This window comes from Sphingomonas aerolata (assembly GCF_003046295.1).
Lineage (GTDB): Bacteria > Pseudomonadota > Alphaproteobacteria > Sphingomonadales > Sphingomonadaceae > Sphingomonas > Sphingomonas aerolata.
In genome coordinates this window covers 1,167,365-1,194,259 of record NZ_PZZN01000001.1, presented here as the reverse complement: position 1 = coordinate 1,194,259, position 26,895 = coordinate 1,167,365, and the positions used below count along the sequence as shown (strand labels likewise).

General features: G+C 67.8%; 31 protein-coding genes. 11 read left to right on the top strand and 20 right to left on the bottom strand.

The window, feature by feature from the left end; genetic code table 11:
• Positions 1-5 precede the first annotated feature (5 nt).
• The 11 genes from C8J24_RS05520 to C8J24_RS05470 form a co-directional block, all read right to left on the bottom strand.
• Entirely contained in the window at positions 6-431 is a 426-nt protein-coding gene (locus C8J24_RS05520; RefSeq protein ID WP_107930848.1) for an organic hydroperoxide resistance protein, read from the bottom strand.
• Between the two features lie 111 nt (positions 432-542).
• A complete protein-coding gene (locus tag C8J24_RS05515) occupies positions 543-1,574 on the bottom strand; it encodes a sensor histidine kinase (protein ID WP_056673507.1) in 1,032 nt (343 codons plus the stop codon).
• The gene (locus tag C8J24_RS05510; RefSeq protein WP_031394819.1) at positions 1,575-2,018 is read right to left on the bottom strand and encodes a response regulator; all 444 of its coding nucleotides are present in this window, start codon (positions 2,016-2,018) and stop codon (positions 1,575-1,577) included.
• Positions 2,015-3,523 (bottom strand): sensor histidine kinase, encoded by a 1,509-nt coding sequence (locus C8J24_RS05505; RefSeq protein ID WP_056673510.1) that lies wholly within the window; start codon positions 3,521-3,523, stop codon positions 2,015-2,017. Before C8J24_RS05505 ends, C8J24_RS05510 begins: the two co-directional genes overlap by 4 nt.
• A 186-nt stretch (positions 3,524-3,709) precedes the next feature.
• Complete coding sequence (locus tag C8J24_RS05500; RefSeq protein ID WP_031394821.1) at positions 3,710-3,952, bottom strand: hypothetical protein; 243 nt, start codon at positions 3,950-3,952, stop codon at positions 3,710-3,712.
• 357 nt (positions 3,953-4,309) lie between these two features.
• Positions 4,310-4,555, bottom strand: coding sequence for a hypothetical protein (locus C8J24_RS05495; protein WP_107930846.1), 246 nt, complete (start codon positions 4,553-4,555; stop codon positions 4,310-4,312).
• A gap of 109 nt (positions 4,556-4,664) precedes the next feature.
• On the bottom strand, positions 4,665-5,444 hold the full coding sequence (locus C8J24_RS05490) for an exonuclease domain-containing protein (protein ID WP_107930844.1): 780 nt from the start codon (positions 5,442-5,444) through the stop codon (positions 4,665-4,667).
• Between the two features lie 27 nt (positions 5,445-5,471).
• A complete protein-coding gene (locus C8J24_RS05485; protein ID WP_107930841.1) occupies positions 5,472-5,927 on the bottom strand; it encodes a PH domain-containing protein in 456 nt (151 codons plus the stop codon).
• Positions 5,928-6,006: 79 nt separating this feature from the next.
• Positions 6,007-7,374, bottom strand: coding sequence for a phosphoglucomutase/phosphomannomutase PgmG (gene pgmG / locus C8J24_RS05480; RefSeq protein WP_107930839.1), 1,368 nt, complete (start codon positions 7,372-7,374; stop codon positions 6,007-6,009).
• A gap of 16 nt (positions 7,375-7,390) precedes the next feature.
• Positions 7,391-7,645, bottom strand: a complete 255-nt coding sequence (locus tag C8J24_RS05475; protein WP_056675144.1) for a J domain-containing protein — start codon at positions 7,643-7,645, stop codon at positions 7,391-7,393.
• A 34-nt stretch (positions 7,646-7,679) separates the two neighbouring features.
• Positions 7,680-8,534 carry a division plane positioning ATPase MipZ gene (locus C8J24_RS05470; protein ID WP_244180431.1) on the bottom strand — a complete coding sequence of 285 codons (855 nt, stop codon included), beginning with the start codon at positions 8,532-8,534 and terminating at the stop codon, positions 7,680-7,682.
• 75 nt (positions 8,535-8,609) lie between these two features.
• Between C8J24_RS05470 and panC the strand changes: the two genes are divergently transcribed.
• Together panC and C8J24_RS05460 are read left to right on the top strand one after the other, a co-directional pair.
• The gene (panC, locus tag C8J24_RS05465) at positions 8,610-9,461 is read left to right on the top strand and encodes a pantoate--beta-alanine ligase (RefSeq protein ID WP_107930837.1); all 852 of its coding nucleotides are present in this window, start codon (positions 8,610-8,612) and stop codon (positions 9,459-9,461) included.
• Between the two features lie 80 nt (positions 9,462-9,541).
• The gene (locus C8J24_RS05460) at positions 9,542-9,838 is read left to right on the top strand and encodes an SEL1-like repeat protein (protein WP_031440481.1); all 297 of its coding nucleotides are present in this window, start codon (positions 9,542-9,544) and stop codon (positions 9,836-9,838) included.
• Positions 9,839-9,882: 44 nt separating this feature from the next.
• Here C8J24_RS05460 and topA read toward each other — a convergent pair whose 3' ends face one another.
• Complete coding sequence (topA, locus tag C8J24_RS05455) at positions 9,883-12,504, bottom strand: type I DNA topoisomerase (protein ID WP_107930835.1); 2,622 nt, start codon at positions 12,502-12,504, stop codon at positions 9,883-9,885.
• A 413-nt stretch (positions 12,505-12,917) separates the two neighbouring features.
• Here topA and C8J24_RS05450 point away from each other — a divergent pair, with 413 nt between their 5' ends.
• Positions 12,918-13,184: a hypothetical protein gene (locus C8J24_RS05450; protein WP_107930832.1), complete on the top strand. Its 267-nt coding sequence runs from the start codon at positions 12,918-12,920 to the stop codon at positions 13,182-13,184.
• Here the strand turns inward: C8J24_RS05450 and dprA are convergent.
• Positions 13,153-14,289 carry a DNA-processing protein DprA gene (gene dprA / locus C8J24_RS05445; RefSeq protein WP_107930830.1) on the bottom strand — a complete coding sequence of 379 codons (1,137 nt, stop codon included), beginning with the start codon at positions 14,287-14,289 and terminating at the stop codon, positions 13,153-13,155. The genes C8J24_RS05450 and dprA overlap by 32 nt on opposite strands.
• The gene (plsY, locus tag C8J24_RS05440) at positions 14,282-14,899 is read right to left on the bottom strand and encodes a glycerol-3-phosphate 1-O-acyltransferase PlsY (protein WP_107930828.1); all 618 of its coding nucleotides are present in this window, start codon (positions 14,897-14,899) and stop codon (positions 14,282-14,284) included. Before plsY ends, dprA begins: the two co-directional genes overlap by 8 nt.
• A 286-nt stretch (positions 14,900-15,185) precedes the next feature.
• Between plsY and murI the strand changes: the two genes are divergently transcribed.
• A complete protein-coding gene (murI, locus tag C8J24_RS05435) occupies positions 15,186-15,980 on the top strand; it encodes a glutamate racemase (RefSeq protein ID WP_208620913.1) in 795 nt (264 codons plus the stop codon).
• A 136-nt stretch (positions 15,981-16,116) separates the two neighbouring features.
• Positions 16,117-17,379, top strand: coding sequence for a 5-aminolevulinate synthase (hemA, locus tag C8J24_RS05430; protein WP_107930824.1), 1,263 nt, complete (start codon positions 16,117-16,119; stop codon positions 17,377-17,379).
• An 11-nt stretch (positions 17,380-17,390) separates the two neighbouring features.
• On the opposite strand, the gene C8J24_RS05425 is transcribed toward hemA, so the two are convergent.
• From C8J24_RS05425 to C8J24_RS05410, 4 genes are read right to left on the bottom strand one after another with little or no spacing between them, the layout of a single operon-like run.
• Positions 17,391-17,852: a DUF3429 domain-containing protein gene (locus C8J24_RS05425; RefSeq protein ID WP_107930822.1), complete on the bottom strand. Its 462-nt coding sequence runs from the start codon at positions 17,850-17,852 to the stop codon at positions 17,391-17,393.
• Positions 17,852-18,571 carry an anti-sigma factor gene (locus C8J24_RS05420; RefSeq protein WP_244180430.1) on the bottom strand — a complete coding sequence of 240 codons (720 nt, stop codon included), beginning with the start codon at positions 18,569-18,571 and terminating at the stop codon, positions 17,852-17,854. Before C8J24_RS05420 ends, C8J24_RS05425 begins: the two co-directional genes overlap by 1 nt.
• The gene (locus C8J24_RS05415) at positions 18,564-19,133 is read right to left on the bottom strand and encodes a sigma-70 family RNA polymerase sigma factor (protein WP_107930818.1); all 570 of its coding nucleotides are present in this window, start codon (positions 19,131-19,133) and stop codon (positions 18,564-18,566) included. Before C8J24_RS05415 ends, C8J24_RS05420 begins: the two co-directional genes overlap by 8 nt.
• 10 nt (positions 19,134-19,143) lie before the next feature.
• Positions 19,144-19,572, bottom strand: coding sequence for a hypothetical protein (locus C8J24_RS05410; RefSeq protein WP_146163639.1), 429 nt, complete (start codon positions 19,570-19,572; stop codon positions 19,144-19,146).
• Between the two features lie 161 nt (positions 19,573-19,733).
• Here C8J24_RS05410 and rpiB point away from each other — a divergent pair, with 161 nt between their 5' ends.
• The 5 genes from rpiB (at position 19,734) to C8J24_RS05385 (ending at position 23,491) form a co-directional block, all read left to right on the top strand.
• The gene (rpiB, locus tag C8J24_RS05405) at positions 19,734-20,192 is read left to right on the top strand and encodes a ribose 5-phosphate isomerase B (RefSeq protein ID WP_037529906.1); all 459 of its coding nucleotides are present in this window, start codon (positions 19,734-19,736) and stop codon (positions 20,190-20,192) included.
• Complete coding sequence (locus tag C8J24_RS05400) at positions 20,189-21,499, top strand: serine hydroxymethyltransferase (RefSeq protein WP_031441042.1); 1,311 nt, start codon at positions 20,189-20,191, stop codon at positions 21,497-21,499. Before rpiB ends, C8J24_RS05400 begins: the two co-directional genes overlap by 4 nt.
• A gap of 5 nt (positions 21,500-21,504) precedes the next feature.
• Positions 21,505-21,684, top strand: coding sequence for a hypothetical protein (locus tag C8J24_RS05395; protein ID WP_031394946.1), 180 nt, complete (start codon positions 21,505-21,507; stop codon positions 21,682-21,684).
• Positions 21,685-22,149 carry a transcriptional regulator NrdR gene (gene nrdR / locus C8J24_RS05390; protein ID WP_056053297.1) on the top strand — a complete coding sequence of 155 codons (465 nt, stop codon included), beginning with the start codon at positions 21,685-21,687 and terminating at the stop codon, positions 22,147-22,149.
• A 136-nt stretch (positions 22,150-22,285) separates the two neighbouring features.
• On the top strand, positions 22,286-23,491 hold the full coding sequence (locus C8J24_RS05385) for a TrmH family RNA methyltransferase (RefSeq protein WP_244180428.1): 1,206 nt from the start codon (positions 22,286-22,288) through the stop codon (positions 23,489-23,491).
• A 151-nt stretch (positions 23,492-23,642) separates the two neighbouring features.
• On the opposite strand, the gene C8J24_RS05380 is transcribed toward C8J24_RS05385, so the two are convergent.
• Entirely contained in the window at positions 23,643-23,942 is a 300-nt protein-coding gene (locus C8J24_RS05380) for a chorismate mutase (RefSeq protein ID WP_031394943.1), read from the bottom strand.
• A gap of 192 nt (positions 23,943-24,134) precedes the next feature.
• On the opposite strand from C8J24_RS05380, the gene rpsD reads away from it, so the two are divergent.
• On the top strand, positions 24,135-24,749 hold the full coding sequence (rpsD, locus tag C8J24_RS05375) for a 30S ribosomal protein S4 (protein WP_107930814.1): 615 nt from the start codon (positions 24,135-24,137) through the stop codon (positions 24,747-24,749).
• 118 nt (positions 24,750-24,867) lie between these two features.
• On the opposite strand, the gene C8J24_RS05370 is transcribed toward rpsD, so the two are convergent.
• Positions 24,868-26,862 (bottom strand): alpha/beta hydrolase family protein, encoded by a 1,995-nt coding sequence (locus C8J24_RS05370; protein ID WP_244180426.1) that lies wholly within the window; start codon positions 26,860-26,862, stop codon positions 24,868-24,870.
• Positions 26,863-26,895 lie beyond the last annotated feature (33 nt).

Below are 26,895 nucleotides of genomic sequence, written 5' to 3'. Positions count from 1 at the left end.
GTGGGTCAGGCGAGCGTCAGCCCGACATCGACATTGCCGCGCGTGGCGTTCGAATAGGGGCAGATCTGGTGCGCGGTATCGACCAGCTTCTGCGCCTGCTCGCGGTCGAGACCCGGCAGCGTGACGGTCAGATCGGTGGTGATGCCGAACCCGCCCGCACTGCGCGGACCGATGCCGACCTTGGCGGTCACCGACACATCGTCGGGCAGCTTCACCTTCAGCTGCTGTCCGGCGACCTTCAGCGCGCCGATGAAGCACGCCGAATAGCCCGCCGCGAACAGCTGTTCCGGGTTGCTCCCGTCACCACCGGCGCCACCAAGCTCCTTGGGCGTCGACAGGGCCACCGCGAACCGGCCGTCCTCCGACCGTGCCTGACCGTCACGACCGCCGGTGGCGGTTGCCGTGGTGCTGTATTTCACATCGACCGACATGCTGAATCTCCTATTTGCTTATCGCGATAACTAAATAGGAGCGCGGGTCGGCGCTGTCCAGAGCCGCCCGCTTGGACCAGCATCGACAATCCTGCTCACAACTGACGGCGGTCAGCGCACCTCGGCGCGGAGCGTCGCGCGGACGCCGCGATGCGCGCGGTCATATTCGACGATCGAATGCAGGCTCTGCGCCATCGCGCGGATCAGCTTGGTGCCGAGCCCCGTACCGCGCGGGGTGGCATCGGCGGGCATGCCGCAGCCATCATCCTCGACCGCCAGCAGGAACTGGCCGTCATCGGTCTGCGACAGCGTCACGCGGACCTCGCCCGATCCCGCGGGATAGGCGTATTTGCAGGCATTGGTGACGAGTTCGGTGACGATGACGCCCAGCGACACCGCGCGGTCGGTCGCCAGCCGGATCGGTTCGGCAACCAGCCGCAACGCGCGCGGCAGCGCCTCGCTCGACCAGGTCTCCGCCAGTTCGTCGACCAGCGCGCCGAGATATTCGCGCATGTCGACGCTTTCGACGTCGTTGCTCGTATACAGGCGGCGATGGACCTGCGCGATCGCCTGGATCCGCCGCTGCGTATCCTCGAGCGCCTCGCGCGCGGCCGGGTCGGTCAGCGCCCCCGCCTGCAGGCTGACCATCGCCGAGACCAGCTGCAGCGAATTGGCGACCCGGTGGTTCACCTCGCCGAGCAGCGCCTCGAGCCGCGCATTGGTCGCGCGCAGATCGGCCTCGGCGACGGCCTTGGCCTGTTGCAGCACCGATCGCGCGCCGACCTGTTCGAACGCCGCATCGAGCAGCTCGAAAAACTCCTCGCCGACGGTCTTCACGACATAGTCGGCCGCGCCCGCCTTCAGCGCGGCGACCGCGATCCGTCCCTCGTCTGACCCGGTGACATAGACGACCGGCGGCGCATCGGGCAGCGCGCGCAGGACGTTGAGCGTCTCGAGCCCGTCCATCCCGGGCATGTAATGATCGACCGCGATCAGGTCATACGGTTCGGCGCGCGCCATCGCGATGCCGTCCGCGCCCGACTCGGCCAGCGTCATATGGTACCCGCGACGCTCCATCGCGCGCCCGACCAGCCGCCGGATACCCGCATCGTCATCGATATAGAGAACGCGTTTGCCGGTCATTCAACTCTCGGCCGAGGGGACCTGGATCACCGACAGGAACAGGCCGAGCTGGCGGATCGCCTGGGCAAAGCTCTCATAATTCACCGGCTTGGTGATATAGACGTTGCAGCCGAGATCATAGCAGCGCTGGATCTCGACCTTGTCGTCGGTGGTCGTCAGCACAACGACGGGCGCGCGTCGCAACGGGCTGCCCTCCGCCTTGATCCGCGCGAGGATGTCGGTGCCGCTCATGTCGGGCAGGTTGAGGTCGAGCAGGATCAGCGCGGGGCCGCTCTTCGCCGGACCGTCGGCCGCATCGAACAGGAAGTCGAGCGCGGTCGTGCCATCGGTGAAATGGCGGATATCGTTGAGGATGCCCGCACGGCGGATGTTCTTCTCGATAAGGCGCGCATGGCCCTCGTCGTCCTCGATCATCACGATGCCGACGGATTTGTGATCGTTCATGCCACGGGATCCTGTAACCTGAGGTCGAAGGGGAGATTGAGCCGGAAGGTCGCGCCTTCGCCGAGCGTCGAGACCACGTCGATCGTCCCGCCCAGCCGATAGGCCAGCGCGCGGACATGCGCGAGGCCGATGCCCTCGCCGGGCTGGTCCTGCGGCCCGGCACGCCGGAACAGGTCGAAGACGCGCTGGTGATCGCCCGGCGCGATCCCGCGGCCATTGTCGATGACCGACAGGATCACGCGGTTGCGCTCGCGCGTGCCGGCAAGCCGGATCACGCCCGGCCGTCCGGGCTGGAGATATTTGGTCGCATTCTCGATCAGGTTCGACAGGATCTGTTCGAGCGCGAGCCGGTCGGTGACGAGTGCCGGCAGCGGGCGGTCGATCGTGACGGTCGCGCCGCGATCGTCGATCAGATGCTGGATCGACGCGACGATCGCGTCCCCGACGGCGGCCGGGTCGACCGGTTCGGGGGTGATCGACCGCCGCCCCTCGCGCGACAGCTTCAGGATCGCGTTGATCAGCCGGTCCATCTTCTGCGTCGAGGCGCGGATGAAGCCGATCGCCTCGGGCAGATCCTCCCGCGCGGCGATCCGCGCCTCGGGCGTGACGATCTCCGGGGCGATCGCCTCCGCACGGTCGATCAGTGCGGCCAGCGGCGCGGCGGCCTCGGCCAGCTCCGCGGTAAAGCCCATCACGTTGACGAGCGGCGAGCGCAGGTCGTGGCTGACGATATAGGCGAAACGCTGGATCTCGTCATTCGCCCGGCTGAGATCCGCGGTCCGTTCGACCACCTGATCCTCGAGCGTCTCGTTGAGCAGGTGCAACCGGTCGCGCGACGCGCCGAGATCGGCGGTGTAGCGCCGGATCACCAGGATCGCGAGGATCGCCACGACGAGGAGGAGCAGCGCTGCGAGGCCCGCCACCGACAGGAACAGCATGTTCGACCGCTGCTGGCGGTCACTGCGGATCTCGAGCAGGCGAACTTCCTCGGCAGCCATCGCCCGCAGCCGGTAGCGGATGCTGCGCATCAGCGGGACGCTCGCATCGACCGCGAACCGGCGTTGCGCCTCGCCGATCCGGCCCGCGTCGACCAGCGCGATCGACTGGGTCCGCAGGCTGCGCAACTGGCCCACCCGCGGTTCGATCAGGTCGAGCCGCGCGGTCTGGCGTGGATTGTCGTGGGTCGAGGAGCGCAGCGCCGTCAGCGCCGGCGCGAGCCGTTGGGCGGTCGTCTCATACGCCGTCGAGAACAGGGGCAGGCCGGTGAGAAGATAGCCGCGCCGCGCGGTCTCCGACTGCTCCATCTCGACCTGCAACGTGGCGATCGCCTGGCGGACGTCCTGCGTATGAAGGATATCGGCGGTGTAGCGCGCGTTACGCACCGTGATCCAGCCGATCGCGACCGCGGCAGCGGCCAGCGCGACGAAGCCGAGCGTCATGAACGCGACCAGCCAGCGGGCGATGCGCCCTTCCGACTGGGGAAGTTTCAAGCTGATACGCGCCATATGCGACCCGTCTAGGATACCGCCTATCGTTACGCCAGCGATACTGACGGACGGCGGCCGGAGAGGGTGGATACCGGCGGCTTGCGCGACGGCGATTGCGAAGATCGGGGCGTCTGGCCGCGCCTGATGGGCATCGACACCGGCCCGCCAGGGTGGGGCCGGCGCCAGCGCCGACCCCGTTATGTCTTAGTTGCTGTCGGAGTTGTTGTCGTCGTCGATCGCGAGATACAGCGCGCCGCCCACGGCGACGGCAGCGACGGCGACGATGACCAGACCGGCACCGGCAACCTTGTTCTTCTTGGCAGTCGGCGATGCCGCGCGCACCGACTTGGCGACCGACAGCGACGCTGCGGAATTTGCAGCAGCATTCGCCGCGACGGGCATGGCCGAGACGGCAACGGCAGCAGCCGTGAGCAGGATCTTACGCATGAGAACAACTCCGTAACTTTATGAGAAGAGCGCACAGTATAGGCGTTTGTATTAAAAATGAAGCAACGTCTAAACCGATCGGGGGCAATTATCGGTCGCCGACCGTGACCCTAGGGCAACAGTTTTCGTGTGCTGGCCTTGCCAACGCGGCGGTCGCCACTGTGCCGCATCGATCGCGGGATTGGCCGAGACCCGGAGATCGCAATCGCGATCGATCGGGACGGCCATCAAGATCACGGATCATCATGACCCGGTGATATCGTCGACATGGTTCGACTTTGGCAGGCCCTCTAACCCGCCCGACAAGGCGAGACCGCTGCCGTTCGAGCGGATGACATCGCTACGCCGTCCGTTTGCTCAGTTGCTGTCCGAATCATCGTCGTCGCTCGTGACGAGCAGAATGGCGCCGCCCACGATGACAACCGTTGCCAGCAGGGGGACGATCAGGCTCGGACCGGCAAGCTTGGTCTTCCTGACGGTCTGCGTCGATACACGCACCGACTTGGCGACAGACAATGGCGCCGCTGCGTTGGTGGCTGCATTCGCGGTGGCCGGCATCGTAGAGATTGCAAATGCTGCAGCAGTGATGATGAACTTGCGCATGGAGGGTCTCCACTTCACCGAAGGAGACACGATCATAGTTCAATTAACGAATAATATAAACGCGCGTCATGGTTTGGTACGGATTATATGTATCCGCCGCGAAGTCGCTCTAAAGCAACAGTTCCTGCGCGCTCGCCTTGCCGACGCGGCCGCCGCCACTGCGCCGATCCATCTCGTGATTGGCGGTGAAGCGGATATCGGGATCGCGATCGGTCAGGAACGCCATCAGGGTCTCGTGATCCAGTTCGGACCATTCCTTGCCGCGGTCGGGGCCATAGCGCACGCGCGGGATCAGGCCGGGATCGCGCGACCATTCGATCAGCTGCGCCAGGCTCGCCTCGTTGAGCATGTCGCGCAGATGGAAGGCTGTGACATAGGCGTCGGGGAAGGCGCGATGCGCGGGCAGGCCGCGCTCATGCTCCATCCCCACAGGCTTGCGCCAATAGCGCAGCACCTGGTTCGAAAAGCTCGGCGAATCGGGCCACAGCCGCAGCGCGCATTTCCACGTGCAGATCCATTCCGCGTCACGGGTCAGCGCGGGAGTACAGAATTTCTGTTCGAAATCGGCACGGTGCGCGGCCAGCGCGAGCCGCCGCGGCCAGGGATCGAGCACTTGGCGCGCGCAATCATGCCACCAGGGCGCATCGGCGACATGCTCGTCGAGAATATGGTGGATGGCCTGGGTCACCGGCGGGATCAGCCGGCCCGGATTGACCAGCAGGCTGCCGCCCTCGCCGTAGATTTCCCAGCGCCCGTCCTCACCCAGCGCGACGTCCTGCCAGCCGATCTCGCACACGCCGTGCGCGGGGGGAGCCGATCCGGTGGTCTCGAGGTCGATGACCCGGATCATCTGCGGCTGGGGCTTGGGCTTTGCATAAGATGGCGCCATGACTGCCATGTGGGGACAAAAGCGCGGCTAATCCAGCGCGTATGCACCGTCGCGGTCAATATCCACCTCGCGCACGCCGCGCCGCTGGCGCGCACGGTCGACGAGCGTGCGCAGCCCTTCGCGCCGGTCGCGCGCCATCGGCACGTCGCGCAGGACGAATTCGCCGCCGCCGGTCGTGCGATCGGTCGACGTCAGCACGATCGTGCCGATGTCGGTCATCTGGTTGAGCAGCGAATAGCCGAGCCGGACGTCCTTGATCCGGTAGAGCTCGATCTCGTCGATCGTCTTGAACAGGATGCCGCGCTTCACGATCAGCCGCTGGTCGGTGATCTCGAAGGTCGTGCTCCGGTTCCGGAGCCAGCGCAGGCCGATCAGCACGAAGCCCACGCCGACCAGGCAGGCCAGCAGCGTTCCCCAGCCGGCAAAGCTGCCGAGCAGCCAGCGGCGCGTGCTGGACCGGAATTCGTCGATGGGTCGCTCCACGCGGCACTCCTTGGGATGATGGCGGAGGGTAGGGTAGCGCGGCCCCGAGTCAATCGCCGCACTCGGGGCGGCACGCGGATCAGGCTCGCGCCACCCCGCAGGCCGCGAGGTGCGCGTCGACCGCGGCGAGCAGGCTGGCAAGCGCGTCGGCGGTTCGCGCCTCGGCGCGCACCGTCAGCATCGCCTGCGTGTTCGACGCGCGCAGCAGCCACCAGCCATCGGGCGTGGTGACGCGCGCGCCGTCGGTCAGGTCGACCACCGCGCCGTCGCGCGCCAGCCGTGCGACGACCGCGTCCACCACCGCGAACTTCTCCGCGTCGTCGACCGGAAAGCGCAGATCGGGCGTCGCGACCAGCGCCGGCATCGCATCGTGCAGCGCGGTCAGCGACTGTCCCGACAGATGCACCGCGCGAATGAGGCGGACCGCGGCATAGGCGGCGTCGTCGAACCCGTAATAATCGCCCGCGAAGAACAGATGCCCGCTCAGCTCGCCGCCGAGCGGGGCGCCGGTGCGCGTCATCGCGGTCTTCATCAGGCTGTGCCCGGTCGGCGCCATGACCGCCTCGCCGCCAAGCGCGGTGATTCGGTCGAACAGCGCCTGGGACGACTTCACGTCCGCGACGATCGATGCGCCGGGATGCTCGCGCAGCGCGGGCTCGACCAAGATGGACAGGATCTGATCCCCCCAGATCACCCGCCCCAGCGCGTCGACCGCACCGATCCGGTCGCCATCGCCGTCAAAGGCCAGTCCGAAGTCGAGGTTGTTTTCCGTGACGAGCCGCTTCAGATCGGCAAGGTTCGATTCTTCGGTAGGATCTGGATGATGATTGGGAAAATTGCCGTCGACTTCGGCGAAGATCACATGATGCTCACCCGGGAGGAGCTTGACCAGCGCCTCGATCACCGGGCCCGCGGCGCCGTTGCCCGTATCCCAGCCGATCCGGAAGGCGCCGCCGGCATAGCCCGCCATCAGCCGCCCGACATAGGCGTCGCGCAGGTCGACGGTGGTAACCACGCCGGTGCCTTCGCTCCACGCGCCCGCCGCGGCAAGCGCGGCAAGATCCTGGATGTCGTCACCGAAAAATGGGGCGTGACGCAATACCATCTTGAAGCCGTTATACTCGGCGGGATTATGGCTGCCGGTTACGTGGATGCCGCCATCCACTTCTAGCGTCGCCTCGGCATAATAAAGCATCGGCGACGGGCCGAGACCGATCCGGACGACGTCGACGCCGCCCGCGACCAGCCCCGCGACGAGCGCCGCCTCGAGTGCGGGGGAGGACAGGCGGCCGTCATAGCCGACCGCCACGCGGGTGCCGCCGACGCCGCGCACGCGCGTCGCGAACCCCCGGCCGATCGCGGTGGCATCCGCGGGGCCGAGGCTTTTGCCGACGATCCCGCGAACGTCATATTCGCGCAGCGCGCTGGGGTCGAACTGATGCGTCATACGTCTCTGTGTCGTCTTATCGCGTGCGTTTGAGCAGCAGGTCGCGCGCGGCATTCACCCGCCGCGTCAGGTCGGTCGAGCCGCCGCGGTCGGGATGGACCGAGGCGATCAGCCGCCGGTGCGCGCCACGGATCGCATCGGCGTCCGCGTACGCGTCGATCCCCAGGATCGCGCGCGCTTCCGCCTCGTCGGTCACCACGCGCTGTTTCGGCTTAGGGCGCAGATACCGCCAGGCCAGCCAGATCAGCAGTGCGGTGGCGATCCACGTCACGCCGCGGCCCTGCGGCGGACCGTGGTGAGGTCCGTCATGCAGCGACATCCGACACGGGGCCGGGGGATGACGGCGTAGCGGCGCGCGGCGCGGTTTCGGCAGCCAGCTCGGGCAGTTGCAGCGCCGCCATCATCTCGCGCAGTTCCTGGCGCGCGGCGACGTGCGCCAGCCCCATGCCACCGAATTCCTTCGCATCGATCATCGTCAGCCCGGCGGGGAACATCTCGCGGTAGATGACGCGCTCGCCGAGCCCCGGGATGATCCGGAATCCGACCCGCTTCGACAGCTGGACCAGCGCATCCGAGACGCGGCGCATGTTGCGCGCCTCGATATGCTGGAGGCGGTTGCGCAGCACGACCCAGTCGATCGTCGTCCCGTCCGCGCGGGCGCGCTGCTTGCGCGCGTCCCAGATCAGCTCGGAATAGAAGCTCGGCCGCGTCACCTGGAAGGTTTCGGGATCGACCTGCCCGATCAGGTCGAAATCGACGAAGCTGTCGTTCATCGGCGTGACCAGCGTGTTCGAGAGCGCGGCGGCGGTGCGCGCAAACGGATCGTCGCGGCCGGGCGTGTCGACGACGAGGAAATCCGAGTCCGCGCACAGCGAATGCCACAGATCCTCGAACTGGTCCTCGGTCTGCGCCGACAGCGTCGCGTGACGCGGCATCGGCAGCGCGGAGCCGGTGCGCTTGATCGTCTCGGCGCGGTTGTCGAGATAGCGGCCGACGGTGCGCTGGCGGTGGTCGAGGTCGAGACAGGCGACGCGCGCGCCCCTGGCGGCCAGCGCGATCGCGACATGGACCGCGGTCGTCGATTTGCCCGTGCCGCCCTTCTCGTTGGCGAACACGATGACGTGCGTCGAAGCGTGAGGGGAATCCGGGCCCGTGGCCAACGCGCGTTTCCTTATTGATCGTGAGTGACGCCCTTCATAGAAGCCGCGACCGTACTTATCGAGTGGGAGTTTCACGTGGACACCGTCAGGGACCTGAATATGCTGCGCGAAAGCGTCGCCGCGTTCCGCGCGGCCGGCCAGCGCGTCGCGCTCGTCCCGACGATGGGGGCGCTCCACGCCGGCCATGTCGCGCTGATCGAGGCGGCGAAACGCCCGGGAACGAAGGTCGTCGCGTCGATCTTCGTCAACCCCAAACAGTTCGGCCCGAACGAGGATCTCGCGCGCTATCCGCGGCGCGAGATGGCCGACATCAGGCTGCTGAACGAGGTCGGCTGCGACCTGCTCTGGGCGCCGGGCGTCGAGGTCATGTATCCCGAAGGCTTTGCCACCAACGTCAGCGTCGCCGGGGTGAGCGAGGGCTTTGACGGGGCCGCGCGTCCCGGCCATTTCGATGGTGTCGCGACCGTCGTCGCCAAGCTGTTCAACCAGGTCGGCGCGGATGCCGCCTATTTCGGCGAAAAGGACTTCCAGCAGCTCGCTGTCATCCGCCGGATGGTCACCGATCTCGACTTCGCGATCGAGATCGTCGGCGTCCCGACGCAGCGCGACGATGATGGCCTCGCCATGTCGTCGCGCAACATCTATCTCGACGACGACCAGCGCCGGCAGGCGGTCGCGCTGCCGCGGGCGCTCGGCGTCGCCGCGCGTGCGATCGCCCGCGGCGAGGATGTCGCCGCCGTGCTCGACGACGCCCGGACCGCGCTGGTCGGCGCGGGCTTCGCGATCGACTATGTCGCGCTCGCGGATGCCGAGACTCTCGTCGAGCAGACGGAGGCGGAACAGCCCGGCGCGGGCCGCCCGCGGCGCCTGCTCGCGGCAGCGCGGATGGGCACGACCCGGCTGATCGACAATATCGCGGTCGACTAGGCAATCCTACGGAATGCCCCGTTAACCATTGTGCAGGCCGAGTCGGTCCAGTCTGTCGGCAGGAACAGCGGGGACCGACAATGGCTGGCAGGCTCAAGACCAAGAATTTCCTGATCGAACGGCGCCTCGCCGATGCCGCGCGCGGCGACGAGCGCGCCTGCTACGAACTCGGGATGGTGTATTCGACCGGCACCGCGGGCGTCGTGCTCGACCTGATCGAGGCGCATAAATGGTTCAACCTGGCGGCGGTGTCGGGCAATCACGCGGCGCAGGAATGCCGCGCGCAGATCGCCGAGGACATGAGCCCGCGCGACATTGCGGTGGCGCAGCGCGCCGCGCGCGACTGGATGCAGTTGACGCAACGCCGCGCGGCGTAAGCCTTCTGTCTGTATCCTCCCCCTGACGGGGGAGGATCAGGGCGTCATTCCGTTGCGGCCTTCTTCTTCGGCGCTGCCTTTTTCGCAGGCGCCTTCTTGGCCGGAGCCTTCTTCACCGGCGCCGCCTTCGCCTCCCCGTCCTTGGCCGCCGCAGCCTTGGCCGGTGCCTTCTTTGCCGCGGGCTTCTTGGCGGGCGCCTTCTTCTTCTTCGTCGCAGGCGCCGCCGCGGCGCGCGCGTCGATCAGCGAGGCCGCTTCCTCCAGCGTCAGCTGGTCCTTCTCGATCGACTTGGGCAGGGTCGCATTGGTCGTGCCGTCGGTGACATAGGGGCCGTAACGCCCCTCCATCAGCTTGATCTCCGCCTCGGTGCGCGGATGGTTGCCCAGAACCTTCAGCGGCGCCTGCGCCCCGCGCGCGGTGCGACCGCCGCCGGCCGCCGCTTCGGCGAGCTTCACGACCGCCGCGTTCATGCCCGTCTCGAACACGTCCGCGGTCGTCGTGAGACGCGCATATTTGCCCTGATGCTTCAGATACGGCCCGAACTTGCCGATCGTCGCGATGATCGGCTCGCCGGTTTCGGGGTGATTGCCGACCGTCCGCGGGAGCGAGAGCAGCTTGACCGCCCATTCGAGGTTGAGCTCGCCGATATCCTTCGGGATCGACGCCATCTTGCGATCCTCGCCCTCGCCGATCTGCAGATACGGGCCGAAGCGTCCCGACTTGCGCTCGATCGGCTGGCCGGTGTCGGGATGCGTGCCCAGCGTCGACGGACCCGCATCCGCCTCGGCGTCACCGCCGGGCTGCGCGAAGCGACGCGTATATTTGCACTCGGGATAGTTGGAGCAGGCGATGAACGCGCCGAACTTGCCGCCGCGCAGCGCGAGCTGCCCCTCGCCGCAATTCGGGCAGAGCCGCGGATCGCCGCCGTCCGCCTTGGCGGGGAAGAGGTAGGGCGCGAGGAAGGTGTCGAGCTCGGCGGTGATCGCGCTGGGCTGCTGCTCCATCACCTCGGACGTGCGCGGCTTGAAATCGCGCCAGAACGCGTCGAGCACCGACTGCCACTGCGCGCGGCCGCCCGAAACGTCGTCGAGTTCCTCCTCGAGCTCGGCGGTATAGTCGTAGCCGACGTACTTCTCGAAGAAGCGCTCGAGGAACGCCGTCACGAGGCGCCCGGACTCCTCGGCGAAGAAGCGGTTCTTCTCGATCCGGACGTACGCGCGGTCCTTCAGCGTCTTGATGATCGACGCATAGGTGGACGGACGACCGATGCCGAGCTCCTCCATCCGCTTGACGAGGCTGGCTTCCGAGAAGCGCGGCGGCGGCTGGGTGAAATGCTGCTCGGCGTCGACCTTCTTCTTGGCCGGCGCATCGCCCTCCTTCATCCGTGGCAGGCGACGTGCGTCCTCGTCCTGCGTGTCGTCGGCGCCTTCCTCGTACAAGGCGAGATAGCCGGGGAAGAGCACGACCTGACCGGTCGCGCGCAGGATGTTGCGCCCCGTGCCGTCGGCCATCTCGACCGTGGTGCGTTCCATCCGTGCCGACGCCATCTGGCTGGCGAGCGCGCGCTTGAAGATCAGGTCGTAGAGCCGCGCATGATCGCCGCCGCCGGCCTTGTCCTTGGAAAAGTCCGTGGGGCGGATCGCCTCATGCGCTTCCTGCGCGTTCTTCGCCTTTGACTGGTACTGGCGCGGCTTGTCGGGGACGTAGCTCGCGTCGAAGCGGTTCGCGACCGCGAGGCGCGCGGCTGAAATCGCGCTGCCGTCCATCTGCACGCCATCGGTACGCATATAGGTGATCGCGCCGTCCTCGTAGAGGCCCTGCGCGATCCGCATCGTGTGATCGGCGGAGAAGCCGAGCTTGCGCGACGCTTCCTGCTGCAGCGTCGAGGTCGTGAACGGCGGCGGCGGGTTGCGCGTGGCGGGCTTGGTCTCGACCGTCTGGACCGAGAAATTGCCGTCGAGCACCGCCTGCTTGGCGCGCAGCGCGTCGCCCTCGTTGCCGATCGACAGGCGGTCGAGCTTGTTCCCCTCGAACTGCGTCAGGCGCGCCTGGAACGCGGTGCCGTCATGCTCCATCTCGGCCGTCACCGACCAATATTCCTGCGGCTTGAACACGTCGATCTCGCGCTCGCGCTGGACGATCAGGCGCAGCGAGACCGACTGGACGCGGCCGGCGGACTTGGCGCCGGGCAGCTTGCGCCACAGCACCGGCGAGAGCGTGAAGCCGACCAGATAATCGAGCGCACGGCGGGCGCGGTACGCGTCGATCAGATCGTCGTCGAGCTCGCGCGGGTTCTTCATCGCCTCGGTGACGGTGGCCTTGGTGATCGCGTTGAAGGTGACGCGCTCGACCTCCTTCGGCAGTGCCTTGCGCGCACGCAGCACTTCGCGAACATGCCACGAAATCGCCTCGCCCTCGCGATCCGGATCGGTCGCGAGGATCAGGCGGTCGGCGGTCTTGGCGAGATCGGTGATCGCTTTCAGCTGCTTCGACTTGTCGGCGTAATTCTCCCACGTCATCGCGAACTGGTCGTCGGGATTCACCGAGCCGTCCTTCGGCGGCAGGTCGCGGACATGGCCGTAGCTGGCCAGCACGCGATAGTCGCTGCCGAGATACTTCTCGATGGTTTTGGCCTTGGCAGGCGATTCGACGATGACAAGCTGCATGGGGAAACCGGGATCCTTACGTGTACGCGTACGAGGGTGACGGCGTTCGGGTGGTGCCGTCAAGCAGGCGCTTGGTCGGCATGAATGCGCCAGATAGGGCGCCCGTGCCCGTTTGTCAGAGGCAGGGCGGGCGCGGTGGCGGCATCGCGATGCGCGATCGCGGGCGCGGATCGTGCAGGCCGGATGGCGTCCCCGCCCGGGACTGGTCGAAGTGATGTCGGTAGAGCATATGCTGGATAGTTGATCCAAATCAGGTTAATTGTTGGTGTAAGATCGCATCGATCAGCGCTCATCTCGGCGGATTGCATGACATATCAGGGCCCTCTGCCACGCTGTACTGCCCCCGACCGGGAAAGCGCGTCCTGCCGCGCCACGGCGTCGATCACTGTCCGGGTGGATCCGGCGGGCGTCGCATGACCCCCGCGGCACTCGTCCTCGCGCAACGCAAATGCGCGGTGCTGGCGAGACGGATCGCGACGCTGCGGCGGGCCGCGCTGCGTACGACCACGCCGCTCCTGATCGAGGACGACCAGCGCGAACTCGACGGACTGATCGCGACGATCGAGCGGGCCTGCGACGATGCGGACGCGCTCGCCCGGAAACAGCGTGCGGCGATCGCGCTGGCGCTGGCGACCACCGGCGCCGCGCCTATCCGGCGGACCCGGCCCAGATCAGGCTGACGCGCCCGCCCGCATGCCGTTCCAGCCGGCCGGCCAGTTCGAGTTCGAGCAGGATCAGCTGGACGATCGCGGGCGCCCGGTGCGACTGGCGGACGAGTTCGTCGATCCCGACGGGGACGGGTCCGAGCAGGTCGGCGACCGCGCGCCGGTCGGCCTCGCTCGCATCGTCCGGATACCCACCGCCGGTGTCCTGCCCGGTATAGGCGTCGACCGGCGAGCGGACCGAGCGGCTGTCGAACGGACGAATCTGTTCGAGAATGTCCGCCGCCGACTGGACCAGCGTCGCCCCCTCGCGGATCAGCAGGTTGCACCCCTGCGCGCGCGGATCGAGCGGGCTGCCGGGCACTGCCATCACCTCGCGTCCCTGCTCGGCGGCGAGTCGCGCGGTGATCAGCGAGCCCGATTTGGGCACCGCCTCGACCACCACCGTCCCGATCGAGAGCCCTGCGATGATGCGGTTGCGCGACGGGAAGTTGCGCGCCTTGGGTTCGGTCCCGGGCGGCTGTTCGGCGAGCAACAGCCCGTGCGTGGCGATCGCGTCCTGCAGCGCGGCGTTGTCGGGCGGATAGGCGATGTCGATACCGCTCGCGATCACGCCGATCGTGCCGCCGGATCCGGTCCCCGTGCCGGGCTTCCCGAGCGCACCGACATGCGCGGCGGTGTCGATCCCGCGCGCGACGCCCGACACGACCGTTGTGCCCGCCTCGGCGAGCGCATGCGCGAGTTCGCGCGCGAAGCGGCACGCGGCGGCAGAGGCGTTGCGCGCGCCGACCATCGCGATGCACGGCCGTGTCGCATGCGCGATGTCGCCGCGCAGGATCAGCACCGGCGGCGCGGTCTCGGTCTCGGCGAGCAGGCGGGGGTAATCGGGGTCGTCGACAAAGAGGTAGCGGGCGCCGAGCCGCGCCGTCGCCGCCATCTCGCGGTCGACCAGCGTCTGGTCCGCGACCCGCGGGACGCGCCCGCCGCCGCGCGCGGCCAGCGTCGGCAGCGCGTCGATCGCGGCCTGCGCGCTGCCGAAACGGGCGATCAGCTGGCGATAGGTGACCGGTCCGATCCCGGTCGTACGGATGAGCCGAAGTCTGGCGACCGCGGTGTCAGCCACCACGCGGCCGGCTGGTGCCACCGATCCGCGGCTCGGTCCCGGCGAGCAGCCGCTGGACGTTCTCGCGGTGCTTCCACCCGACGATCAGCGCAAGCGCGAGGAGCAGCAGGACCAGATCCATGCGCCCGAACAGCGCGGCGGCGAGCGGTGCGCTGAACGCCGCGGCGATGCCCGCGACCGACGAGATCCGCAGCGTGCCGAGCAGGCCGAGCCACACCACGGCATAGACCAGCCCGAGCGGCCAGTGGAGCGCGACGACGATTCCCATCAGCGTCGCGACGCCCTTGCCGCCGCGGAACCGCAGCCAGACCGGGTAGCAATGGCCGATAAAGGCGCCGGCCGCGGCGAGCAGCGCGTTGCCGGGGAACAGATGCGCGACCAGCAGCACCGCGACCAGCCCCTTGGCCATGTCGAGCAGCAGCGTCGCCGCAGCGAGGCCCTTGCGCCCGGTCCGCAGCACGTTGGTCGCGCCGATATTGCCCGATCCGATCGTCCGCAGATCGCCCGCGCCGCCCAGCCGCGTCAGGATGACACCGAACGGGATCGACCCCAGCAGGTAGCCGAGCGCCAGCGACAGCGTTGGCGCGACCCAGAATATGTCCGTCTGCAAGAAAGCTCCCCCGTTCCGTCCCGCTATAAACGACCCGCGGCGGACGGCAAATCCCGCGTCCGTGGGCGTCGCGGGGCGCGTCCGGGCACCTCCACCCCGTCATCCTGACGAAAGTCAGGATCCAGAGCCACGCAGGACGACGCCCGTAACTCTGGATCCTGACCTTCGTCAGGATGACGGGCGGTTGCGCGCGGATGGCCGACGCGATGAGCCGCGCACATCCTTCCACTTCGCCCCCCACTCGGCCAGGCTGTCACCCGCCACCGATACCGCCTAAGGCGCGGTGATGGACGTTCGCCCCATCCTGTTCTTCGATTCCGGCGTCGGCGGCTTGTCGATCGTCGGCCCCGCGCGCGCCGCCCTGCCCGACGCGCCGTTCGTCTATGCCGCCGACTCGGCCGGCTTTCCCTATGGCACCAAGAGCGAGGCGGAGATCGCCGCGCGCGTGCCGGTGCTGCTCGGGCGGCTGGCGGAGCGCTACCGGCCGCGGCTGATCGTGATCGCGTGCAACACCGCGTCGACGATCGCGCTGCCGGTGGTGCGCGCGGCGCTTGATCTGCCGGTGGTCGGAACGGTCCCAGCGATCAAGCCCGCCGCCGCGCTCTCGGTGACGCGGACGATAGGCGTGCTGGGGACCGAGGCGACGGTACGCCAGGCCTATGTCGACGATCTTGCGGCGCGGTTCGCGGCCGACTGCACCGTCCTGCGCCACGGCTCGGCGGCGCTGGTCGAGATGGCGGAGGCCAAGCTCCACGGCCGTACGATCGCGCCCGACCGCTATGCCGCCGTCCTCGACGGCCTGTTCGCGCAACCCGGCGGCGAGGCGATCGACGTGATCGTCAACGCCTGCACGCATTTTCCGCTGGTCGCCCCCGAACTGGCCGCCGCGGCCGGGACGCGGGACATCCGCTTCGTCGATGGCGGCCCCGGCATCGCGCGCCGGATCGTCCACCTGATGCATGGTGAGTCCTGGGCCGGCGCCGGCGAAGGGGTCGCGGTCTTCACGCGACTCGGCCCCGACGAACAGGCGCTTGCCCACGCACTCGCCCGGCACGGGTTCACTCGGATGGAGCAGCTCTGACGCAAGGCTTGGGACAATATGCCCGCTTGCGTCATGCGCGCAGCATGGCAATGTTCTACAAGGACGAGGAAAGCGATCACCGTAACAACGGTATTGCGCTGGATTAGACGGAAAGCGAGGCGTAGTGCCCCAGGTCATGATTACGGATGTCTCCACGACGGCCGACGGCATTGCGGGCCCACGAGTCGATTATTCGCGCGTCTTCACGCAGGCGATCGACCGCCTCCATGCCGAGGGCCGCTACCGCGTCTTCATCGATATCCTGCGCAACAAGGGCGCGTTTCCGAACGCACGCTGCTTTGCCGGGCATAACGGCCCCAAGCCGATCACCGTCTGGTGCTCGAACGACTATCTCGCCATGGGCCAGCACCCCAAGGTGATCGCCGCGATGGAAGAGGCGCTGCACGATGTCGGCGCCGGCTCCGGCGGCACGCGCAACATCGGCGGCAACACGCATTACCATGTCGACCTGGAAGGCGAACTCGCCGACCTGCACGGCAAGGAAGCGGCGTTGCTCTTCACCAGCGGCTATGTCTCGAACGAGGCGACGCTGGCGACGCTCGCCAAGGTTCTGCCGGGCTGCATCATCTTTTCGGACGAGTTGAATCACGCGTCGATGATCGCGGGAATCCGCAATTCGGGCTGCGAGAAGCGCGTGTTCCGGCACAACGACCTCGCGCATCTTGAGGAATTGCTCGCCGCCGAGGATCCGAGCGCGCCGAAGCTGATCGCGTTCGAGAGCGTCTATTCGATGGAAGGCGACATCGCGCCGATCTCGGCGATCTGCGATCTCGCCGATCGCTACAATGCGCTGACCTATTGCGACGAAGTCCATGCGGTCGGGATGTACGGCGCGCGCGGCGGCGGCATTTCCGAACGTGATCAGGTCGCGCACCGGATCACGATCCTCGAGGGCACGCTTGGCAAGGCGTTCGGCGTGATGGGCGGCTATATCGCGGCCGATCGCACGATCGTCGACGTGATCCGCAGCTATGCACCGGGGTTCATCTTCACGACCTCGCTGTCGCCCGTGCTCGTCGCGGGCGTGCTCGCCAGCGTGCGGCACCTCAAGGCGTCGAGCGTCGAGCGTGACGGGCAGCAGGCGTCGGCCGCGATGCTGAAGGCAATGCTGAAGGATGCCGGGCTGCCGGTGATGATCGGCGACACGCATATCGTGCCGCTGATGGTCGGCGATCCGGTCAAGGCCAAGAAGATCAGCGACGTGCTGCTCGCCGAATACGGCGTGTACGTCCAGCCGATCAACTATCCGACCGTGCCGCGCGGTACCGAGAGGATGCGCTTCACGCCCGGCCCCGCGCATACCGAGGCGATGATGCGCGAACTGACCGACGCGCTGGTCGAGATCTGGAGCCGTCTGGACCTGCGCAAGGCGGCCTGAGCCGGACCGGCCTATAGTGCCGCCGCCGCGAGGGTCAGGACACCGAGCCCCAACGACAGCGGCACGCGCAGCGCCATCCACCCCGGCGGCGCGATCCCCGCGCGGACCAGCGCGCGATCGACGAGCAGCGCGCCGATCAGGCTGATCCCGAGCACCACCAGCGACGGCCCCGGCCAGCGCAGCCCGACCATCCACGGCCAGGCGGTCACCAGCGCGATCAGCGACGGCGCGACGCTCGCGAACCACAGCCAGCGCGGTGCGCCCTCGGTGCGCGCGGCCAGCCCCCACCAGAGCCCGCCGAGAAAGCTGAGGATCAGCGCGGCATAGGCATAGGCGACCGCCAGCGCGGAAAACCGGCTCGCAGGATCGTTGCCGAGCAGCAGCGCGACCGCGCCGATCTGCGGCAACAGCCCCGACAGCCCGAGCAGCCGCGCGATCGGAGGAACGCCACCGGAGGCGGGCGCGGGCGCCATCAGACCCGCGCGACCACGCCGGTCGCGACGACCGGACCGGTCGGCAGCCCGGTCGGCGAGCCGCCCAGCGGTTCGATCGAGATCGCCAGCGTCGCGCCCGGCGCGATCCGGCCGCGATCCGCGCCCTGCGGCGCCAGCACGGTCGGCCGCGCGGCGAGCAGCCCGAGCGAATGCGGCACGCCGTCGCCGCCGATCACCCAGAGCTGCGCGACGCGCGCATCGGGCACGCCCGGCCCGGCCGCGACGCGCAGCGCCCCGGTCGCAGGGTCGTACACCGCGGCAACGGGCGACTTGGCATCGCCCAGCATCGCGACGAGCACGCTGCTCGGTCGCGCCGCCGGGATTGGCTGCGACACCGGTGGCGCCGACCGCGGCTCGACCGCGATGAACAGCAGCAGGCAGGCAGCGATCGCGCTGCTCGCCGCCGCCAGCCACGGCCAGGGCGACCGTGCCCCGCTGCGGAGCGTGGTCACGCCGTCGGCCGCGCGACCCGATTGGCGGGTGAGGGCGTCGAGACTCGTCTCGACCCGCGCCGCGAGCTGCGGTGGCGCGTCATGCTCGGGCCACAGGTCGAACAGCGCCGCGAACTGCGTGCGCCACCATTCCACATCGGCGGCGAAACCGGGTTCGGCGAGCAGGCGGCGCACCGCCGCCGCCCGCTCGTCGCCCTCGAGCAGGCCCAGGGCGAATTCGCCCGCAAGCGGATCACGATCAGCCACCGAGGCAATCCTTCAATCGGGCCAGCCCGCGCCGCACCCAGCTCTTCATCGTCCCGAGCGGCACCGCGCGACGCAGCGCGAGCTCGGCATAGGTTACGCCATCGAAGAACGCGGTCCGGATCACGTCGCGCTGCTGCTGCTCCAGACGCTCGAGACAGGCGTGCAACCGCCGCGTCGCCTCGTCGTCGAGCAGCAGTGCCTCGGCGCTCGGCTGCGGGTCGGCAATGTCCGGCGCATCGTCGATCGGCGAGGCGCGGCGGACGCCCTGCGCGCGCTGCCAGTCGATCGCCCGGTTGCGTGCGATCGTCGCCAGCCAGGTGATCGGGCTCGCACGACCGGGTTCCCAGCCGCCGGCGCGCTTCCAGATCGTGAGATAGACGTCGTGCAGCACATCCTCCGCGGCTTGAGCATTGCCACAGATACGCAGGGTGATCCCGAAAAGCTTCGCCTGGGTCAGCGCATAGAGCTCACGAAAAGCGTCACGGTCTTCCTCGCCGGTCCGGATCAGGACACTCGAGAGATGGGCGCGGGCGGCATCCGCCTGGGGCTTGGACAGGGTCACGCGGCCGACACTAGCGCGTTGATCCGCGGCGACAATAGCCTTCGCCCGTCTTGACCGTCAGGCAGTCGGTCTTGCCGGCCAGATATTTCAGACCCGTCGCGTCGCCGTTCGTTGGCCGCAGGATCTCGCGCACGCCGTCGCGCGTGAAGACGATCGTGTCGCCGACCGCGCGCGCATCGAACACCCCCTTGTGGTCGAGATCCCACTGCATCGCGAGCCGGAACCGCCCCGGTTCGCCCGCCGGCGTCACGTCGAGGACCATGCCCTCGACGCCGATCCACCGCCCCGACAGGTCGCGCGTCGGCTCTGCGACGACCTTTTCGGGGCGCGTCGTCTCGGTCGCCCCCGCCGACGTCATGCTCGCGTCACCGCGCGTCTCGGGTGCCGGTCCGGAACAGGCGGCGAGGGTAAGGGCGGCGGTTAGGGCGAGAGCTTTCATGGGGTTCTCTTTGCAGGCGGCAGGGCGGTCATTGCAATCCTCCCCCCTGGCGGCGGAGGATCGCCACGCTCTATGCGCCACCCTCGCGAACAGGTGTGGCAAATCCCGGCTCGGCTCGGTAAAGGGCTGGGCACCCGATCCCGATCACAGGAATACGCCAGGTGCGCATCGCCATCGCGTCCGACCACGCCGCCGTTTCGTTGAAAGCGGTGCTGACCGCGTGGCTGCGCGAGGCCGGGCATGACGTGCTCGATCTCGGGCCCGAGGGCACCGCGAGCGTCGATTATCCCGATTACGGCTATGCGCTGGCCGCCGCGATCGAGGACGGTCGCGCCGAGCGCGGCATCGCGCTGTGCGGCTCGGGCATCGGCATCTCGATCGCCGCCAACCGCAATCCCGCCTGCCGCTGCGCGCTCGTCTCCGAGCCGCTGTCGGCGAGCCTCGCGCGGATCCACAACGACGCCAATGCCATCGCGATGGGCGCCCGCCTGATCGGCGAGGAAATGGCAAAGGCGTGCGTCGAAGCCTTCCTGTCCGCCGATTTCGCCGGCGGCCGTCATCAACACCGTGTCGACAAGCTCTCCGCCGTCGACCGGACTTCCGCAAAGGTCCCCGCATGAGCACCCAGCCCAACACGCTCCATGACGTCCAGCCGGACGGCTTCTTCACCCGCGGCCTCGCCGATGCCGATGCCGCCGTCTTCGCCGGCGTCGAGGCGGAGCTCGAGCGCGAGCAGACCCAGATCGAGCTGATCGCGAGCGAGAACATCGTCTCGAAGGCGGTGCTCGAGGCGCAGGGCTCGGTCTTCACCAACAAGTACGCCGAGGGCTATCCGGGCAAGCGCTATTACCAGGGCTGCGCGCCGTCGGACACGGTCGAGACGCTCGCGATCGAGCGCGCCAAGCAGATCTTCGGCTGCGGATTCGTCAACGTCCAACCGCATTCGGGCGCGCAGGCGAACGGCGCGGTGATGCTCGCTTTGGTCAAGCCCGGCGACACGATCCTCGGCATGAGCCTCGATGCCGGCGGCCATCTGACTCACGGCGCCAAGCCCGCCCAGTCGGGCAAGTGGTTCAACGCGATCCAGTACGGCGTCGACGCCACCACTCACCTGATCGACTATGACCAGGTCGAGGCGCTGGCGGTCGAGCATCAGCCAAAGCTGATCATCGCGGGCGGCTCGGCCTATCCGCGCGTCATCGATTTCGCCCGTTTCCGCGCCATCGCGGACAAGGTCGGCGCCTATTTCATGGTCGACATGGCGCATTTCGCAGGCATCGTGGCGGCGGGGCTTCACCCGACGCCGTTCGGTCACGCGCATGTCGTGACCACCACCACGCACAAGACGCTGCGTGGTCCGCGCGGCGGCATGATCATGACGAATGACGAGGCCATCGCGAAGAAGATCAACTCGGCGGTGTTCCCGGGGCTCCAGGGCGGGCCGCTGATGCACGTGATCGCAGCCAAGGCGGTCGCGTTCGGCGAGGCGCTCCAGCCCGACTTCAAGAGCTATATCGCCGCCGTCGTCGAGAATGCGAAGGTGCTGGCCGCGACGCTCAAGGAGCGCGGCTCGGACGTCGTTTCGGGCGGCACCGACACGCATCTCGCGCTGATCGACCTCACCCCGCTCGGCATCACCGGTCGCGATGCGGACGAGGCGCTCGAGCGTGCAGGCATCACCTGCAACAAGAACGGCATCCCCAACGATCCGCTCCCGCCGATGAAGACCAGCGGCATCCGCGTCGGCACCCCTGCCGGCACGACGCGCGGCTTCGGCCCCGCCGAATTCCGCGAGATCGGCAACATGGTCGCCGACGTGCTGGACGGGCTCGCGAAAAAGGGCGAGCATGGGGACCCGCAGGTCGAGGCGGACGTTCGGGCACGTGTTCGCACGCTGTGCGCGCGCTTCCCCATCTATCAAGGATAACGAGCATGTCGAAGATCGATGACATCCAGAACGACATCAAGGCGACCCCCGGCCTCGGCAAGAGCATGGCCAAGTGGAGCGCACTCGGCGCGGTCGTCGCGATCCCGGTGCCGGTGATCGGCCCGATCTTCGGCGCGCTCGCGGGCGCGGGCTATGCCTATTACAAGGGCAAGAAGAAGGTCTGAATGCGCTGCCCCTTTTGCGGACATGAAGACAGCCAGGTCAAGGACAGCCGCCCCACCGAAGACGGGGCGGCAATCCGGCGCCGGCGCCAATGCGAAGGCTGCGCCGCGCGTTTCACGACGTTCGAGCGCATCCAGCTGCGCGAACTGTTCGTGCTGAAAAGCGAGGGGCGCAGGGAACCATTCGACCGCGAGAAGCTGCTCCGCTCGCTCTCGATCGCCACGCGGAAACGCGCGATCGAGCCGGGACGGATCGAGAAGCTCGTCAGCGGCATCCAGCGCCGGCTCGAGACGCTCGGCGAGAACGACGTGACGTCGAAGCGCATCGGCGAGATGGTGATGGACGGGCTTAAGGGGCTCGATTCGGTCGCCTATATCCGGTTCGCCAGCGTGTACCGGGACTTCAGCGAGGCGAAGGACTTCGAGGCGTTTGCCGGGAGTGTCGAGGAGGTCGGGCGGGCGGAATAGGCGCGTGGACTGCGTCGCGCACCGTGGGGCATACTGGAACGTACGCCGCTTATAACCTATGACCCGTCCTCCTCCCTTCCGTTCGTCCTGAGTAGGGACTGAGCACGGCGAAGGCCCGTATCGAAGGACAGGTCGTTTGAGCTTCTACGCCTATATGCTCCGCTGTTCTGACGGCAGTTACTATATCGGCCATACCGATGCACTTGAACCTCGCATCGCGCAGCACCAGTGCGGCGAGCTCCCCGGTTACACGCATAACAGGCGCCCGGTCACGCTCATGTGGTCGCAGGATTTTCCTAGCCGGAGCGAAGCCTTGGAAGCTGAGCGACAGCTGAAAGGGTGGACGCGCGCCAAGAAGGAAGCGCTTGCTGCAGGAGACTGGGACGCGGTGCGCCTCCTCGCGCGCAAATCCTTCGATACGGGTCTTCGGCTACGCTCAGCCCCTACTCAGGACGAACGGGGTGGTGCGGGCGAGCGCACCGAGTTTCAGGGACAGGACAAGACAGGTGGATTGGGCGACGTGACGGACGATAGTATGATTGATGCAGGAATTGATCCAGGACGGGCCGACCCCGAAGACCGCGCCGATCGGCCGGTCGAACATGGTGTAATCACCCCGCCCCCCGTCATAATCCTCGTCCGCCCCCAGCTCGGCGAAAACATCGGCAAGGCCGCGCGCGCGATGCTCAACTTCGGGCTCGTCGAGATGCGCCTCGTCTCCCCGCGCGACGGCTGGCCCAACCCATCGGCCGGTCCCGCCGCCAGCGGCGCCGACATCGTCCTGCAAAACGCCAAGGTCTATGACAGCGTCGCTGCCGCGACCGCGGACTGTGCGCAGGTCTTCGCGACAACGGTCCGCAAGCGCGGCGTCACCAAGCCCGTCATGACCCCCGAACAGGCCGCGACCGAGATCCACGCCGCGCCCGGCCGCTCCGCCATCCTGTTCGGACCCGAGCGCTCAGGGCTCGAAACCGACGACGTCGCGGTCGCGCGGACGATCATCACCGTGCCGATCAACCCCGAATTCGGCTCGCTCAACCTCGCCCAGGCGGTGATCCTGGTCGCCTATGAATGGTCCAAGGGGCTGACTGCGGAGCGCGAGCTCAGCCAGCCCTCGATCAACCCGATCATGCCGCCCGCGCCGCAGGAGGAGCTCGACGGGATGATCGGCCAGCTCGACACAATGCTGATGGGCGCGGGCTTCTTCTATCCGCCCGACAAGATCCAGACGACGCGCCGCACGCTGCGCACGCTGCTGACCAAGCCCGGCTGGTCGAGCCAGGAGATCCGCACGATGCGCGGCGTGCTGTCGTCGCTGGCGGGGAAGAAGCCGCGGGTGTGAGGGGCGCAGGCGCGCCTACCCGAATTCCGTCATCCCCGCGAAGGCAGGGATCCATACCGGCGAACGCTGGCGCTTAAGGGGCCGAACTTTGCCACTATGGGTTCCCGCCTCCGCGGGAATGACGGACTTGGTTAAAGGCAGGCCTGTTCTTCTAGCGCCGGTCGAACGCCGCCAGCTCATACGCGATCGACGCCTCGACCAGCCCCTCCCACAGATCCGCGATCGCCGCGTCCGGCAACCCCAGCCGCGCGGCCTCCGCCCGCGCATTCTCGATCACCTGAGTCTTGCGCGCCTCGTCGCGCACATGCCCCCGCTCGGGCTTGATGCGCGCGGCGGCGTCCATATAGGCAAAGCGTCTGGCCAGCAGCGCGACGAGCTCGCGGTCGAGCGCGTCGACGCCCGCGCGGACCTCGGTCATGGTGGTACAGTCGGGGCCGGATAGGATGGTCATGCCGCCTCTTGCCGAGCGGCCCGCACGCTGTCCAGCTTGACTCTGGCAGGCGCGGCGTCTAGGCGCCCGCCTTCGCAATGGCCCTGCACCCCGGTGAAGCGGTGGCCCTGCCTTGTCCGGACCCTCGGGTCCTATGACGACCAGCAGAGCGATACCGGGACCAACGTTGTTTGCATTTGCAAAGGTTTTATCATGTCGAAGCGTCAGAGCGCAAAGTACAAACTCGATCGCCGTATGGGCGAGAACATCTGGGGTCGCCCCAAGTCGCCGGTCAACAAGCGCGAATACGGCCCCGGCCAGCACGGCCAGCGCCGCAAGGGCAAGGTCAGCGACTTCGGTATCCAGCTGCGCGCCAAGCAGAAGCTCAAGGGCTATTACGGCGACGTGACCGAGAAGCAGTTCCGCGCCTGCTATTTCGAAGCCGCACGCATGAAGGGCGATACCAGCCAGAACCTGATCGGCCTGCTCGAGCAGCGTCTCGACATGATCGTCTACCGCGCCAAGTTCGCGCCGACGATCTTCGCGGCCCGCCAGATCGTTTCGCACGGCCACATCCGCGTCAACGGCGTGAAGTGCAACGTCGCATCGCGTCGCTGCTTCGTCGGTGACGAGATCACGCTGGGTTCGAAGGCGCAGGAGATGGCGCTGGTGATGGAAGCACAGACCCTCGCCGAGCGCGAGATCCCCGACTATGTCGCCACCGACGGCGCCGCCAAGGTCACCTTCACGCGCGTGCCGACGCTCGACGAAGTGCCCTACCCGGTGAAGATGGAACCGAACCTCGTCGTCGAGTTCTATTCGCGTTAAGTCGAGTATAACGAGACCAGCCGGCGTCGCGCAGGCGACGTCCGACGACGTGGCTCCGCCACGGCGCGGTTCGAAAAAGGAAAAGGGCGGTCCTTCGGGGCCGCCCTTTTTCGTTGCGCTACATCCCCATCGCGTTGCGGAGAAATGCATCCGCCTTGGCAAGCATCAGGGTACGCGCACCATCGTCGTCCAGCTGGTGATCGAGACCGGGGAATTCGACGAGCTCGACCTTGCCGCCCGCCCCCTTCAGCCTCGATGCCATCAGCCGCGATTCGTCGATGCCGACATTTCGGTCGCGGTCGCCGTGGAACATCAGGACGGGCGCGGTGATCCGGTCGGCATGGCGCGCGGGCGATCCCGCCTGAACGTGCGGACCGTGACCAATAAAGGCGTCGACCACCGTATAACTGGTAAACCCGCGCGCTTCCTCGCGAAATGCATCGAGATCGGTCACCGGCGCGACCGCGACGATCGCCTTGAACAGCCCGGGTTCGGTGACCGCCGATTGGAGCGCGGCATAGCCGCCATAGGACCAGCCGACGATCGCCAGCGTGGCGGGCGCGGCAATTCCCTGTGCGACCAGCCAGCGGCCGGCATCGTCGACATCGCCGATCGCGGTGCGCCACGACTGGAAGCCGTTTTTCTGGAACCAGGCCGAGCCATAGCCGGTCGAGCCGCGGAAATTGGGCTGAAGCACGGCAAAGCCGCGCGCGGCGAAGAATTGCGGGAGCCAGTCGAACCCCCATTCGTCGCGCGCACCCGGCCCGCCATGGGGCATCACGATCGCGGGCAACCCCTTGCCGCTGCTGCCGGCGGGCAGCGTCAGATAGCCCGGGATCATTGTCCCGTCGGCCGCGCGAAAGCTGATCGGCTTGACGCTGCCGAGCGGGATGCCGGCGAGCAGCGCGCGCGCCGGCATCACCTCGCCCATTTTCCGGGTCTTGCGGTCGAGCAGGTAATAGCGGCCGGGATCGACGTCGCTGCCCGCGAACAGCAGCAGCGTGTTCTCATCCGCACTGGCATCGATGAACGTCACGATCGGCTTGCCCGGCAGCGCCGCGTTGAGCGACGCCGCCAGCGCGCGCAGCGCGGGGTCGAAGAACGCCACCTCGCGCCGATCGGTCGCATAGGTGGCACCGACCACGCGGCTCTGCCGGCCGATGCGGATCAGGCCGTCGACATCGACATCGGGGTGGGCCAGCACGAGCTCGCGCTTGAGCGTGCCGTCCAGCGCGACCTTGAACAGCGCCTGGCGGCCATCCTTGTCGTCAAAGCCATAGGCGATGTTGAGCGCCGGATCGACGGCATAGGGATTGAACCCGGTACCGTTCTGATCGCCCTCCAGCCGGCTCAGCGGCAACCAGGCGCGATCGCCGGGCTTCCGGTACAGATAGTCGGTCCGCCCGGTTTCGTAGCCGGAGTTGCTTCGGCTGCGCAGCCCCATGATCCGCACCATGCCGCGACCGTCGCTGATATACTCGTCCGCCGTCCCGCGCGGCGCCTCGATCGTCCGCCGTGCGAGCGTGACGCTGTCGATCCGTTCGACTCCCAGGCCCTCGCCGCTGCTCGCGGTCTGCATCCCGGTCGTCATCTCGGGCACGAAGCTGCGCGTCATCAGCACCGCGCCGGCGACGCCGTCGGCGGTCCAGTCGATCACGCTGCCGCCGTCCTGCATCATGCCGAGCGAACGGTCGTTGGTGCGGGCGCTGAGCATCTTCATCGCGCTGCCGTCGCGATTGATCGCGACCGTCCGGCTGAAGCCGATCAGCCCGAAACTGCTCTTCGACGCGGTCCGGATCTGGCAGATCACGCGGATGTCGGTGGCCCATCGACAGGAGGTCAGCGTTTCGGGATCCCCCGACGCGGACAGGATCGGCTGTGCCACCTCGCCCGTGGTCATGTTCGCGATCCGCAGCGCGGCACCGTGCCCGCGAACGGGTACGATCATCGCGACATGCGTCCCGTCGGGCGACAGGCTCATCTGCTGGACCGCCTCGCGCGCGCCGAACGCCGCCGCAATCGGCCCGACCGGGTCCGCGGCGCCCGCCGTCGTCGAAATCCCCACGCACAGCGCCATGCCCGCGCGCACGCGCATCATCGATCGCAACCGCATTCTTATCCCCCGAACCAAGCCCCGCTGCGTAAC